The following is a 14,732-nucleotide window of genomic DNA, read 5'->3' as shown; positions in this document are numbered from 1 at the left end:
TGGCTCCCTCGCTCCTGGGTCAGGCCACCGGAAGGGACAGGTTCCGGACGTCCCGGGGCGGCCGGGTCGGCGACAGCGGCAGCGACCGCGTCCCGCCGACCACGGTGCGGCGGGGGCGGGGCATCGGGTCGACGTCGCTGTCGGAGACGCAGACGCTCATGACCCGGTGTCCCTCGAAGAAGAGCAGCCCGCGTTCCCGCAGTCCGGCCAGCCGCGCCTCCAGCACCTCGGCCAGATGCGGCAGCTCGGCGCCCAGCTTGTCCACCCGTACCGGCTTGTCGAGGTGCAGCAGCAGCTCGGTGTCGACCTCGTCGATCGGGTAGACCAGCTCCGCACCCGCGCGGGTGTCCCGGATCGTGGTGCCACCGGCCGTCCGGGTCAGGGTCAGCGCCGGGCCGCTGCCCGCCGCCCACGCCGAGTTCCACTGCCCGACCCGCTCGCGCAGCGGACGCAGCCAGGTCGCCGACGAGATCATGTAGTCGGAGACGTTCTGGTCGGCGAAGTAGTAGGCCACGTCGCGCAGGCCGTCGCGGTCGAACGGGTACGTCAGCCGGTAGTGGTCCACCGGTTCCAGGTCCAGCCCGTACTCGGCGGCGTTGTTGAAGTACGGGCTGAACCGGTCGAACCGCACCGGGAAGCAGCCCTGCGGCGGCGGCAGATGGGCCAGCAGCGGCAGGTCCTCGACGTAGCGCCGGTAGGTCTCCTCGGCCTCGCCGGGGAACCCGATCAGCAGGTTCCACACCGGGCTGATCCCGAGCCGCAGGCAGTTCTTCAGGAACTGGATGTTCTGGAACGACGACGTGCCCTTGCGCATCAGCTTGAGCGTCGGCGTCGCCATCGCCTCGATGCCCGGCTGGATCTCGTTCACCCCGGCGCGTTCCAGCACCGTCATGTCCTCGATGTCCAGGCCGACCTTCACCTCGTAGAAGATCGAGATGCCCTCGGGCGGATCGAGCTTCGGGAACACGTCGGTGAGGTAGTCCATCGGCATGATGTTGTCCGTGCAGCAGTACTTCTTCGCCCACGGCGCGTGCGAGAAGAGCCAGTCGAACTGCTTGAGCGCGTTCTCCGGTCGCATCGCCCGGTAGGCCATGGTCTGACCGTTGAGGCCGCAGAATGTGCAGTGCGCCCGCTCCCCCCACCAGCAGCCCCGCGAGGTCTCGAAGAACAGCATCGGCTCGGCCGCGGCGGCCGGTAGCTGCACCATCCGGTCGAACGACTCGCGGAACTCGGTGTAGTCGGGGTCGAAGTAGTCGTCGATGTCGGCGTTGGGGCCGATCCCCTTGCGGTAGCGGCTCTCCATCTGGTTGCGCCGGGTGACGACCCCACGGATCTGGTGCGCCCGCTCCAGGTCGTCGTCGAGCACGCTGCGCAGGAACTCGGGGAACGTGACCAGCGACGGCCCGGAGAAGACGAAGTCGAGCTGGGGACAGTTCTGCGCCAACGCGGCGCCCATCGGCGCCTCGCAGTTGGCACCGCCGATCAGCGTGGTCACCGCCGGGTTGCGGTCCTTGACCATCCGGGCCGCCGCGAGGCTGGGCAGGTTCTGCGTGAACATCGAGCTGAAGCCGAGCAGGTCCGCCTCGTCGAGGCGGTACTTCTCCACCATGCCGCGCAGGAAGTCCTTGAGACCCTCGCGGCGGCGCAGCACGGTACGCCGCAGGTCGGCTTTTGCCGGGCCGGTGAAGTAGCGGCTGAAGTACTCGTCCACGTTGTCCGGCAGCTCCGGGAAGGCGAGCTGCCGGAACATCCAGTCCCCCACCCCGGCGACGTGGAAGTCCATGTCCCCGGCGATGGCGTCGTACTCCTGGGCGCCGAAGTAGCGGACGAAGTCGTGGTTGAGGTAGCAGACCCGCACGTCGAAGTCGTCCGGGAAGTCCCGGCGGACCAACGCGGAGAGCTGACTGAGCGCGAACGACGGTCGACGCCGGTCGGCGAAGGGCATGTTGACGAGGACTAGCTGGCGCACGTGGACCCTTCCACGATCGAGGGCTGCCAGCGCGAGTACTGGCGCAACCCGTACAGCAGCGGGGTGTCGGCGGTGTACTGGACGTCGGAGACCTGGCCCACCACCAGCGCGTGGTCACCGACGACCCGGACGTCGGAGAGGGCGCAGGCGGCGAACCCGCAGGCGTCCTCCACCAGCCACGGCAACCGGTCGTCGCCTCGGGGCTGCCACCTCACCTGGTGGAAGCGGTCCGCCTGACCGGTGGCGAAGACCTCGGCGGCCCGCTGGCCCCCGGCGTGCAGCAGGTTGACCCCGAACCTCCCCCGGTCCTCGATGGCGGCCAGCGTGCGGCTGCCCACCTTGAGGCTGACCAGCAGCGTCGGCGGCTCCAGCGTGACGCTCATCAGCGACGAGCAGGTCAGCCCCCACGGCGCCCCCTCGCCGTCCACACTGGTCACCACCGCCACGCCGGTCGGGAAACCGCTCATGAAGGTCCGGCAGCCGTCGGCCAGCGACGGCTCGGACCCGGGACGCATCGGTACGACCGTCATCACCCCTCCGCCGCCGGTTGGATGGTGCTCAGGTACTCGTACGCGCTCGGCAGGGTGCTCACCAGCCGCTCCGCGTCGGCCCGGATCGCGGCCAGCTCGGCCGACGCGCGGGTGGGGTCGATGTGCGCCAGCGCCGGCCGGGGACTCTTCGGGGCGAGACCCATCCCGAGGCAGATCGTGATCCACGAGTAGACCTCGAACCCGTGGTAGTACGGGTAGATGGTGCTCTCGTCGAGCAGCCGCACGGCCGCGGTCTCCAGGCGCTCGGCCAGCCCGTCCGGAATCGTCCGGACCTTGGTCTCCCGCCAGTAGTCGGTGTCCTGCCGGGGCGAGGCGACGTAGTGCAGGACCAGGAACTCCTTGACCCCGTCGATCACCCGCGCGACCTTGTCGTTGTAGCCACGGATGAGCGTCTCGTCCCAGGTGTTGTCCGGGAAGTGCTTCACCAACTGCTCGATGGCGTGCTGGATGAAGAAGATGCCGGTGGACTCCAGCGGCTCGACGAAACCGCTGGAGAGGCCGACCGCGACGCAGTTGTTCACCCAGGACCGCTCGTTGCGACCGATCCGCATCCGGATGTGGTTGGCCTGCAGGTCGTCCTGACCGGGCGCGGCGAACTCGCGCAGCGTGCGCTCCGCCTCCTCCGGCTCGCAGAACTCGTCGGAGTAGACGTAGCCGGTGCCGATCCGGCCGTACAGCGGGATGGTCCAGATCCAGCCGGCGTCCTTGGCGGTGGCCCTGGTGTAGGGGGCGATCCCGTGCTCCGCCATGTCGCGGGGCACCCGCAGCGCCACCGCGCGGTTGTTCGGCAGCACGTCGGTGAAGGAGACGAACTTCTCCTTCAACGTCTGGTTGATCAGCAGGCCCCGGAAGCCGGTGCAGTCGACGAAGAGGTCACCGGTGACGTCGCCCTGGTCGCGGGTGGAGACGTGGGTGATCCAGCCGCGCTCGTCCTGCCCGACACCCACCACGTCGTCGACGACGTGCCGGACGCCCTGCGCGACGCCGAGCTTGGTCAGGTAGCGGGCCATCAGCGCGGCGTCGAAGTGGTAGGCGTACGGGAACTGCGCCCGCTGCTCGTCCAGGGTGGAGCGGCCCAGCTCACCGTCGAGGCTCGCGGTGAACAGGCTGCCGTCGAGCATGCGCGGGGAGCGCTGCGCCTCGCAGAGGTACGGCGTGATGAACGAGCCCCGGTCGAAGCTCTCGGTCGGGTCGCCGAGGGCCAGGTTCCACTCCGCCGCGGTGAACCCGTCGGAGGTCCGCAGCCGCTCGAACGGGTGGAAGAAGTGGCTGCCGTCGCCGCGCCAGTTGTCGTACTTGATGGCCAGCTTGTAGGAGCCGCTGCACTGCGGCATCCACTCCCGCTCGTCCAGCCCCAGGTAGTCGAAGAAGTGCCGGATGGTGCTGAACGTCGCCTCGCCGACGCCGATCGTGCCGACCGCCGCCGACTCCACGAGGGTGACCGAGATCCGGTCCTGGAAGGCGGTCTTGAGGTAGGTGGCGGTCATCCAGCCGGCGGTCCCGCCACCGACGATGACAACGTCGCGGATCATCATGCCTGCGCTCCCTGGATCGCTTCCCGAACGGTCCGCACGCTGCGCGGCCGCATGTCCTTCCACACCCGGTCGATGTGGTCGAGGCACTCCTGACGGGTGCCGTCGGTGCCCTCGTCCTGCCAGCCCGGCGGGTTGGGCCGGTCCGACCACCACACCGAGTACTGCTCCTCGTGGTTGACCACGACCTTGAAACGGACGTCATCCGGCTGCGTCATCGGTGGTTCCTCTCATGCCGTGGGGATCTCGTGGTCACGGGCGTGCCGCAACCGGTCGGCCAACGCCGGGCCGATGGTGTCCAGTGCCGGAGCCTGCGTCATCCGGTCGTGCTCGTCGTCGACCGGCAGCACGTCGACGCGGCCGTCGACGTACGCCTGCCAGACCGTGGCCGGGTCGAGGCGGTCGTCCCAGGTCCGGGTGGCCACGAACAACTGCACGTCGCCGTGGAAGCGTTCGGGCGTGAACGCGTCCATCAGGCGGGCGTTGTTGAGCACCACCCCGGTCAGCGCCTCCACGGTCTTCGCGTCGAGCAGTTCGTCGCCCGGATCGGGCCGCTCCCCGTCCTCCGGGTCCCCGGTCGTCGCGTCCCGGTCGGTGGCCGCACCCGGCCGGCCGAGGGCGTCGAAGAGCAGCGCCCGGGCCTCGGCCGCGGTCTCCACCCGGACGTCCTCCACGTCCATCGCCGGGTAGCTGTCGATCAGCGTGAGCACCGCGACCTGCTCCCCGTCGGCCTGCAGGCGGGTGGCCATGGCGTGCGCGACCAGACCACCGAAGGACCAGCCGAGCAGGTGGTAGGGGCCGTGCGGCTGGATCCGCCGGATCTCGGCGAGGTAGTCGGCGGCCATCTCCTCGACGCTGCCGGCCAGCACCTCACCGCCGTCCGCGCCGCGCGCCTGCAACCCGTAGATCGGCCGGTCGATGCCCGACTGCCGGAGCAGCCCCGAGTAGCACCAGCTCAGACCACCGACCGGGTGTACGCAGAAGAGCGGCGCGCCGTCGCCGTGCACGCGCATCGGCATCAGCACGTCGAACGGGTCGGCGGCCACCCCGGACTCGACGGCCGACGCGAGGCTGGCCACGGTCGGGTTCTCGAACAGCGCCCGGATGGTCAGCTCCACGCCCAGCGCGGCCCGCACCCGGGAGACCAGGCGGGTCGCCAGCAGCGAGTGACCGCCCAGGTCGAAGAAGCCGTCGTCGACACCGACCGTGTCCAGGCCCAGCACCTCGGCGAACAGGCCGCAGAGCACCGTCTCGCGGGGGCCCACCGGTCCCCGGCCACCGGCGCCGCCGGTCGACTCCGGGACGGGCAGCGCCGTGCGGTCCAGCTTGCCGTTGGGAGTCAGCGGCAGCGAGTCCATCGGCACCAGCGCCGAGGGCACCATGAAGCCGGGGAGTTGTTCGCCGGCCAGCGCCCGCAGGGCGGCCAGGTCGACCTGGCCACCGGCGACCGGGCAGACGTACCCGACCAGTCGCTGGTCGCCGGGGCGGTCCTCGCGTACCACCACGGCGACCTGTCCGACGGCGGGGTCGGCGGCCAGGACGGCCTCGATCTCGCCGAGCTCCACCCGGAACCCGCGGACCTTCACCTGGTCGTCGGCGCGGCCGACGAAGCTCAGGTTGCCGTCCAGCCCCCAGCGCACCACGTCGCCGGTGCGGTACATGCGCGATCCGGGCGGGCCGAACGGGTCGGCGACGAACCGGGTCGCGGTGAGTCCGGCGCGCCCCCAGTAGCCCCGGCCCAGGCCGGCACCGGCCACGTACAGCTCACCGGCGGCGCCGGGTGCCACCATCCGCAGCGCCTCATCCAGCACGTACAGCCGGGAGTTGAGGATCGGCTTGCCGATCAGCGGCACGTCCCCGTCGGAGACCCGGTACGACGCGGTGTCGTTCGAGCACTCGGTCTGGCCGTAGAAGTTGTAGCTGGCGGTGTCCGGGGTGGCCCGCATCGCGTTCCACAGCGTCTCGGTGACGGCCTCGCCGCCGACCATCAGCACGGTCGGGTGGTGCCGGCCGTCGGCGAACATGCCGGCCGCGACGAGCTGCTGCATGAACGACGGCGTCAGGTCCACGAACCCGATGCGCTGCCGGTCGATGTAGTCGACGAAGGCCTCCGCGTCGCGGCGCACGAAGTCGTTGATGACGTGCAGCTCGTGCCCGTCGAGCATCCAGAGCAGCGAGTCCCACGAGGTGTCGAACGTCAGCGGCGCGGTGAAGCCGATCCGCAGCCGGCCGCCGCCGGCCGCCGCCACCTCGGGCCGGAAGAACGTGGTGCGGTGGCTCCAGTACAGGTTGACCATGCCCCGGTGTTCGATCACGACGGCCTTCGGCCGACCCGTCGACCCGGAGGTGTAGATGACGTACGCGGGGTTCTCCGGCCGCAGCGGCGCAAGGCGTTCCGGGTCGGCCAGCTCCGCGTCGGAGAGCGCGGCCAGCTCGGTGCGGACCGCCTCGTCGTCGAGCCGGACCACGGGGGTGGTCAGCGGGGGCAGCGCCGCGAGCCCGGCGGCGGTGCCGAGCACCACCACCGGCGCGGCGTCGGCCAGCATGAACGCCAGCCGGTCCGCCGGATGCTCCAGGTCCAGCGGCAGGTACGCGCCACCGGCCTTGAGTACCGCGAACAGCGCCACGACCATCTCCGCCGACCTCGGTACGGCCAGCGCGACCACCCGCTCCGGGCCGACCCCCCGGTCGACCAGCAACCGGGCCAGCCGGTTGGCCCGCCCGTCCAGCTCGGCGAAGGTCATCCGGGTGTCGTCGTGGACCACCGCCACCTCGTCACCGGTGGCGGCCACCTGCTCGGCGAGCAGGTCGATCAGCCGCACCGGCGGCGCGGGCCGACTCGGGCCCATCCAGTCCACGGTGAGCGCCTGACGTTCCTGCGCCGACATCACCTCCAGCTCGCTGACCGGCAGGTGCGGGTCGGTCGCCGCGGCGGAGAGCAGCCGCACCAGGCGCTCGGCCAGGGCCGCCACCGACGGCTCGTCGAACAGGTCGGTCGAGTACTCCAGGTAGCCGCGCAGGCCCGCCGGAGAGCCGTCCGGACCGTAGTCCTCGAACACGTCGAGCGTCAGGTCGTACTCGGACACCCCGTGCCGGACCGCCTCGTGGCTGACCTGCAACCCGGCGAAGTCGAACGCGGCCGAGGCGTTGTTCTGGAAGGCCAGCAGCACCTGGAACAGCGGGAACCGGGCCAGCGAACGGGTCGGGCTGACCGCCTCCACGACACGCTCGAAGGGCACGTCCTGGTGGTCGTAGGCGGCCAGGTCGGTGTCGCGTACCCGGTCGAGCAGCTCGGCGAAGCTCGGGTCGCCGCCGACGTCGGTGCGCAACACCAGCGTGTTGACGAAGTAGCCGACCATCGCCTCCAGCGCCGGGTCACCCCGGCCCGCCGACGGGGTGCCGATCGGGATGTCGGTGCCCGCGCCCATCCGGGACAGCAGCGCGGCGAGCCCGGCCTGCACCACCATGAACAGGCTCAGTCGCCGGTCGCGGGCCAGGCGCAGCAGCCCGTCGTGCTGGTCGGAGTCGAGCCGCAGGGCGACGGTGTCCCCCGCGTAGCTGGCCACCGGCGGGCGGGCCCGGTCGGTGGGCAGCGACAGTTCCTCCGGCGCACCGGCCAGGTTGGCCCGCCAGTAGTCGAGCTGCCGGTTGACCTCGCTGTCCCGGTCGCCGTCGTCGCCGAGGATCTCCCGCTGCCAGACCGCGTAGTCGGCGTACTGCACCGGCAGCGGCGACCACTGCGGGGCCCTGCCCTGCCGGCGCAGCGAGTAGGCGTCGGCCAGATCCCGGCTCAGCGGGGCGAGCGACGCCCCGTCGACCGCGATGTGGTGCATGACCAGCAGCAGCACGTGCAGTTCCGGGTCGATCCGGAACAGCTGCGCCCGCAGCGGGATCTGCGCGGCGAGGTCGAAGCCCTGCGCGGTGGCCGAGGCCAGCGCGTCGGCGAGGTCCGCCTCGGTGATGTCCCGCACCGGCATCGGCGGCCGGGTCGGCGGCAGGACCGTCTGGAACGGCACCCCGCCCTCCTCGCCGAACACGGTGCGCAGCGGCTCGTGCCGCGCCACCAGGTCGGCGACGGCGGCGGCGAGCGCGTCGGCGTCGAGCGAACCGGCCAGCCGCAACGCGATCGGCGTGTTGCGGGCGCCGGTGTCGGTGCCGTCCATCCGGTCCAGGAACCAGAGGCGCTGCTGGCCGAAGGAGAGCGGGATCCGCTCGCCGCGCGGCACCGGGCGGACCGCCGGTCGGGCCGTCACCGTGGGGTCGATCGCCTTGGCGAGCGCGGCCACGGTCGGGTTCTCGAACAACGCCCGGATGGTCAGCTCCACCCCCAGCACCGACCGCACCCGGGAGACCAGGCGGGTGGCCAGCAGCGAGTGCCCGCCCAGGTCGAAGAAGCCGTCGTCGACGCCGACCCGGTCGACGCCGAGCACCTCGGCGAAGAGCCCGCACAGCACCGACTCGCGGGGACCGACCGGCTGGCGGCCGCCACCGGCGCCACGGGTCGGTGCCGGCAACGCGGCCCGGTCCAGCTTGCCGTTCGGCGTCAGCGGCAGCGCCGACAGCTTCACGATCGCCGACGGCACCATGAAACCGGGCAGCCGCTCGGCCGCCGAGGTCCGCAGCTCCTCCACGTCGACCCGGGCACCGTCCGCCGCACAGACGTAACCCACCAGCCGCTGGTCGCCGGGGCGGTCCTCGCGGACCACCACCGCGACCTGGCCCACTCCGGGGCCCGCCGCCAGCACCGCCTCGATCTCACCCAGCTCGACCCGGAACCCGCGGACCTTGACCTGCTCGTCGGCGCGGCCGAGGAAGCTCAACCCGCCGTCGGGCCGCCACCGCACCAGGTCACCGGTGCGGTACATACGCGATCCGGCCGGTCCGTACGGGTCGGCGACGAACCGCGAGGCGGTCAGGCCGGGCCGTCCCCGGTAGCCACGGGCCAGCCCGGGACCGGCCACGTACAGTTCGCCGGCCGCCCCGGGCGCCACCAGCCGCAGCCCCTCGTCCAGCACGTAGACCCGGGCACCCGAGATGGGGCGACCGATGTCGGAGCGGACCGACTGCGGGTCGGGCGGGCCGTCGGCCTCGTACACCCGGGAGCTGACGTCGATGGTCGCCTCGGTCGGCCCGTACGCGATGACCATGCGACGGCCCGTCGACCAGTACGCGGCCACGTCGGGCGGGCAGCCCTCGCCACCGGTGATGATCGCTCTCAGGTGCGGCAGCTCCCGTTGCGGGACGGTGGCCAGCACCGACGGCGGGATGTGCGCGTGGCTGATCCGGTGCTCGGCCAGGTAGGCGTGGAGTTCCTCACCGGCCACGGTGGTCGGCGACACCACGAGGCAGCCGCCGGCCAGCAGCGCCATCGACACCTCTGCCACCATCACGTCGAAGCTCGGCGACACCAGTTGCGACACCCGCGCGCCGGGCCGGGCGTCGTGCCGGACGATCTGGTTGGCCAACAGCCCGGCCAGACCGGCGTGGGTCACCTCGACGCCCTTGGGCACGCCGGTGGAGCCCGAGGTGTAGATGAGGTACGCCGGGTCGGCGACCCGCAGCGGGCCGATCCGGTCGGTGTCGGAGAGGTTCGCCGGGGAGGCCGCCGCCAGGTCGATCTCCTCCAGCACCACCGTGGTGGACGCCGCCGCCACCGGTGGCACGGCCAGCCCGGCCCGGTTGGTGAGCACCACCGTGGGCGCGCTGTCGTCGAGCAGGAAGGCGAGCCGCTCGGCGGGGTACGTGAGGTCCACCGCCAGGTAGGCCGCGCCGGTCTTGGCGACCGCGACGATGGCGACGATCAGGTCGATCGAGCGGGGCAGCGCAAGCGCGACCGTCCGCTCCGGGCCGACGCCCCGGGCGACGAGCGTACGGGCCAGGCGGTTGGCCCGCTCGTTGAGTTCGGTGTAGCGCAGCGTGCGCCCGTCCGCCTCGACGGCGGGGGCCGACGGGGTGGCCGCGACCTGCGCCTCGAACAGTTCCGGCAGGGTCAGGGCGGACACCGCACCGGCAGTGCCCGCCCAGGTGGTGAGCAGTTCCCGCCGTTCCCGCTCCGCCAGGATCTCCACCGCGCAGACCGGTGCCGTCGGCTCCGCCACCAGGTTGCCCACCAGCCGGACCAGCCGGTCGGCCAGCAGCTCCACGGTGGTGTGGTCGAACAGGTCGGTGGCGAAGTAGACCTCACCGGTGAGCCGGTCGTCGACCAGGTGCATCATCAGCGCCAGGTCGAACTGGAGCGACGAGAGCGCGAGATCCTGCGTCCGTACCTCGACGTCGGCCAGGCCGGTGGGCTCGTCCTCGGCCCCGGCCAGCGTGAACATCACCTGGAACAGCGGCGACATGCTCTGGTCCCGGACCGGGTTGAGCCGCTCCACCACCTGGTCGAAGGGCACCTCGGCGTGGCTGAGCGCGCCGAGCACGGTGCCGCGTACCCGCTCCAGCAGCTCGGCGAAGGTCGGGCCGTGCGGGCTGTCGCCCAGCTCGGTGCGGACCACGACGCTGTTGACCAGGAAGCCGACCACGTCGGCGAGTTCGGGGTGGTCACGGCCGGTGACCGGGGTGCCGACGGCGATGTCGCGCTGGCCGCTCACCCGCGCCAGGAGCACCTGGAAGGCGGCCAACAGCACCATGAACGGTGTGACGCCGCGTGCCGCGGAGAGGTCCCGTAGCCGCCGGACGGTCTCGGCCGGCACCTCCAGCCGGACCCGGTCGGCGGCGAAGCTGGGCGTCGCCGGGCGCGGCCGGTCCAGCGGCAGACGCAGCACCGGCAGGTCGGCGAGTTGCCCCTGCCAGTAGTCGAGCGCCTCCTCGTACCGGCCGCTGTCCCGCCGCTCCCGCTGCCACCAGGCGAAGTCGGCGTAGTGCAGGGTCACCGGGTCGAGGTCGGGCGCGGTGCCGGCCCGCCGGGCCCGGTAGCACTCGGTCACCTCGCGCCACACGACCTGGTGGGACCAGCCGTCGTAGGCGATGTGGTGCAGCACCACCAGCAGCACGTGGTCGTGCTCGCCGACCCGCAGCAGGAAGCCGCGCAGCACCGGGCCGCTGCCCAGGTCGAACGGGCGGGCCCACTCGTCGTGCAGGACCCGGGTGATCAGGTCGTCGGCGAGGCCGGTGACCGTGACCACGGGCAGCTCGACCCGGTACGGCGCGTCGACCACCTGCACCGGGCCGTCGTCGGTGGCGACGTAGTGGGTCCGCAGGATCTCGTGCCGGGCGACCACGTCACCGAGCGCGCCGGCCAGGGCGTCCACGTCGAGCGCGCCGTGCAGCCGCACCGCGACCGGCATGTTGTACGCCGGTGACTCCGGCGCGTACTGCCAGAGGAAGTAGAGCCGCTCCTGCGCGTACGACAGCGGCATCCCGTCGGAGAGGCGGGGCACCGGTATCGGGGCCGGGCCGGCGATGTGCACGGTGGTGGCGAGCCGGGCGGCCATCGAGGCGACCGTGGGGGCGTCGAACACCGCCTGCACCGGCAGCTCGATCCCGAGCGCCTGACGCAGGCCGAAGACGACCCGGGTGGCCAGCAGCGAGTGCCCGCCGATCTCGAAGAAGTCGTCGTGCACGCCGATCGGGTCGGTCCGGCCCAGCACCTGCTGCCACACCTGCGCCACGGCCCGTTCGGTCTCGTCGCGCGGGGCGACCCGGTCCACCGTGCCGTCCTCCGGCGTGACCGCCGGCAGCCGGGACTTGTCCACCTTGCCGCTGAGCGTGCGGGGCAGCCGGTCGATCGGCACGAACGCCGAGACCCGCAACTGCGCCGGCAGGCGCTCGTCCAGGTACGCGCGGAGGTCGCCGCCGGTGGGCGCGGTGCCGGTCGCGGCCACCACGTACGCCACCAGCCGGTGGTGGGAGACCCCGTCCCGGACCGCCACCACGCACGCCTCGCTGACCGCGTGGTGCCCGCGCAGCACCGCCTCGATCTCGCCCGGCTCGACCCGGTGGCCCCGGATCTGCACCTGGTCGTCGCTGCGGCCGATGAACTCGACGGCCCCGTCGGCGAGCCACCGGCCCCGGTCACCGGTGCGGTAGAGCCGAGCGCCGCTGTCGCTGCCGTACGGGTCGGGCAGGAACCGGTCGGCGGTGAGCCCGGGCCGGTTGAGGTAGCCCCGGGTCACCCCGTGGCCGCCGACGTACAGGTCACCGACCACCCCGATCGGGACCGGACGCAGCCGCTCGTCGAGCACGTGCACGGCGGTGTTGGCCACCGGGGAACCCACCGGCACGATGCCGGAGGCGGTGCTCACCCCGGGCCGGGCCGCGAACATGGTGCTGTCGATCGACGTCTCGGTGGCACCCCAGGCGTTGACGATCCGCACCCCGGGCGGCAGCACCTCCAGCGCGGCGGCGTAGTCGCTGATCGCGAAGCTGTCCGCGCCGACCATCAGCAGCTTGAGGTCGGGCAGCCGCCGGCCGCTCTCGGTCAGGTGCGCGGTGACGGCGGTCAGCACGGCGGGCACCGTGTCGAAGGCGTCGATGCGCTCCGCCGCCAACTCGCCCACCAGCGCCTGCGGGTCACGGGCCAGCGAGCGGGGGCCGAGCACCAGACAGCTACCGAAGGCCAGGCTACGGACGACGTCACCGACGAAGACGTCAAAGGCGGAGCTGGCGATCGTCATCCAGCGGCGCAGCGGTCCCGGGTCCCAGGTGGTCCAGGCCGCGCGCAGGTTCGCCGTGCCGCCCCGGGTGACCATCACGCCCTTCGGCGTACCGGTCGAACCGGAGGTGTAGATCACGTACGCGAGGGCGGACGGCGGCGCGGTGCGGGGTGGCCGGGCGGCCGACACGTCGGCGAGCGTGGCCGGGTCGTCGAGCCGGACCTGCCGCCACGGACCGGTGGGCAGGTCGGCTGCGGTGCTGGCGTCACAGAGCACCACCGTCGGCGCGGCGTCGTCGAGCAGCACGGCGATGCGGGCCGCCGGCTGCTCCGGGTCCACCGGCATGAACGCGGCGTCGGCCTTGAGCACGGCCAGCGGCGCGACCACGGTGTCGTGGCCGCGTCCGACACAGATCGCCACCCGGTCGTCGATGCCGACACCGAGCCCGCGCAGCAGGTTCGCGATCCGGTTCGCGCGGTCCTCGACGGTGCCGTAGTCGAGCGTCCGCCCGTCCCAGACCAGCGCGGGTGCGTCCGGGGCGGCGTCCGCGTACGCCTCGAAGTGCTGCTCCACGGAGATCGACGGCGAGTAGCTGAGCCGGGTGCTGTTCCAGTCCCGCACCAGACGGCGCTCGTGGCCGGTGGAGAGGCGGTAGTCGCCGATCGGGCGGTCCGGTGCCTCGGCGATGCCGGTGAGCAACTGTTCCAGGTGCTCCACGATCCGCTCGGCGGCGTCGGCGTCGAAGAGGTCCACGCTGTACTCGAGTTCACCGGTCAGCCCCTCGGGACCGTCCCGCAGGCCGAGCGTGAGGTCGACCTGCGCGCCCTGGGCCGCCCCCGAGTACGGCTCGACGTCGACGTCGCCCAGGTCCCAGGCGTCGTTGGCGCCGGCCGCGTCGCCGTCGGTGGTGAACATGACCTGGAACAGCGGGGTGGCGCTGGCGTCCCGGGCCGGGTTGATCCGCTCGACGACCTGGTCGAACGGCACGTCCTGGTGGGCCAGGCCGTCGAGCACGACGCTCCGGACGCGGCCGAGCAGCTCGGTGAAGGTGGGGTTGCCGGAGAGGTCACCGCGGAGCACGACGGTGTTGGCGAAGAAGCCGACCAGCCCGGCGACGGCGTCGGAGTCCCGGCCGGCGACCGGCGTGCCGACGGCGATGTCCGGCTGACCGGAGAGCCGGGACAGCAGCACCTGGAAGGCGGCGAGCAGCACGACGAACGGGGTGCAGCCGGTGGACCGGCCGAGTTCCCGCAGCCCGTCGGCGACCGCAACGGGCAGCCGGACCGGCACCCGGTCACCGGCGAAGGTGGGGGTGGTCGGGCGGGGCCGGGCGACCGGCAGGTCCAGCACCGGAACGTCGGTCAGTTGCTCCTGCCAGTGCCGCAGGCCGGGCTCGTACCCGCCGTCGGCCTGGCGGCGTCGCTGCCACCAGGCGACGTCGGCGACCTGCACCGGTAGCGCGGGCAGCCGCTGGGCCGCCGCCGCGCCGTCCCGGTAGACCGTGGACAGTTCCCGCCACATGATCGGCAGGGACCACCCGTCGCAGGCGATGTGGTGCATCACCAGCAGCAGTACGTGTTCCTCGGGTGACCGCCGGAACAGCGTGGCCCGCAGCACCGGCCCCTCGGCCAGGTCGAACGGCCGCAGCGTCTCGGCGTCGATCAGCTCCCGCAGCGCCGCCTGCGCCCCGGCCCCGGCCGGTACGTCCACCACCGGCAGCGGCACCGGGGCCGCCGCCTCGACCACCTGCTCCGGGCCCTGCGCCCCGTCGACGTACCGGGTCCGCAGCACCTCGTGCCGAGCCACCACCGCCGACAGCGCGGTGCCCAGCGCCGCCACGTCCACCCGCCCCGTCAGCCGCACCGCCACCGGCGCGTGGTACGCCGCCGAGGCCGGCGCCAGCCGCCACAGGAAGTAGAGCCGTTCCTGGGCGAACGACAGCGGCAGGGCCTCGTCGCGCGGGGCACGCGGAATCCCGGTGGGACGGGCGTCGCCGCGGCCGAGCCGCTCCAGCAGCAGCCGGCGTCGCTCCGGGGAGAGCTGGGCGAGCCGCTCGGCGAGGGTGTCAGACATGGAGGTCCCTTCG

Annotated in this window: 5 protein-coding genes; all 5 read right to left on the bottom strand. The window is 72.6% G+C overall.

What is annotated here, in order from left to right:
* Positions 1–19 precede the first annotated feature (19 nt).
* From ACFYTT_RS28635 to ACFYTT_RS28615, 5 genes are read right to left on the bottom strand one after another with little or no spacing between them, the layout of a single operon-like run.
* Entirely contained in the window at positions 20–1,969 is a 1,950-nt protein-coding gene (locus ACFYTT_RS28635; RefSeq protein ID WP_387263839.1) for a RiPP maturation radical SAM C-methyltransferase, read from the bottom strand.
* Positions 1,957–2,499, bottom strand: coding sequence for a flavin reductase family protein (locus tag ACFYTT_RS28630; protein ID WP_131051450.1), 543 nt, complete (start codon positions 2,497–2,499; stop codon positions 1,957–1,959). The genes ACFYTT_RS28635 and ACFYTT_RS28630 overlap by 13 nt, the downstream gene beginning before the upstream one ends.
* Positions 2,499–4,055 carry a tryptophan halogenase family protein gene (locus ACFYTT_RS28625; RefSeq protein WP_387263836.1) on the bottom strand — a complete coding sequence of 519 codons (1,557 nt, stop codon included), beginning with the start codon at positions 4,053–4,055 and terminating at the stop codon, positions 2,499–2,501. Before ACFYTT_RS28625 ends, ACFYTT_RS28630 begins: the two co-directional genes overlap by 1 nt.
* A complete protein-coding gene (locus tag ACFYTT_RS28620) occupies positions 4,052–4,270 on the bottom strand; it encodes an MbtH family protein (RefSeq protein WP_131051449.1) in 219 nt (72 codons plus the stop codon). Before ACFYTT_RS28620 ends, ACFYTT_RS28625 begins: the two co-directional genes overlap by 4 nt.
* A gap of 12 nt (positions 4,271–4,282) precedes the next feature.
* The gene (locus ACFYTT_RS28615) at positions 4,283–14,719 is read right to left on the bottom strand and encodes an amino acid adenylation domain-containing protein (protein WP_387263831.1); all 10,437 of its coding nucleotides are present in this window, start codon (positions 14,717–14,719) and stop codon (positions 4,283–4,285) included.
* Positions 14,720–14,732: the final 13 nt, after the last annotated feature.

It is taken from the genome of Micromonospora sp. NPDC003816 (genome assembly GCF_042874705.1).
Taxonomy (GTDB): domain Bacteria; phylum Actinomycetota; class Actinomycetes; order Mycobacteriales; family Micromonosporaceae; genus Micromonospora.
This window is presented reverse-complemented; position numbering and strand designations above follow the sequence as displayed.

Coding starts and splice junctions, on each gene's coding strand:
- ACFYTT_RS28630 (WP_131051450.1), bottom strand. CDS start 2,499: ATGACGGTCGTACCGATGCGTCCCGGGTCCGAGCCGTCGCTGGCCGAC.
- ACFYTT_RS28615 (WP_387263831.1), bottom strand. CDS start 14,719: ATGTCTGACACCCTCGCCGAGCGGCTCGCCCAGCTCTCCCCGGAGCGA.
- ACFYTT_RS28620 (WP_131051449.1), bottom strand. CDS start 4,270: ATGACGCAGCCGGATGACGTCCGTTTCAAGGTCGTGGTCAACCACGAG.
- ACFYTT_RS28625 (WP_387263836.1), bottom strand. CDS start 4,055: ATGATGATCCGCGACGTTGTCATCGTCGGTGGCGGGACCGCCGGCTGG.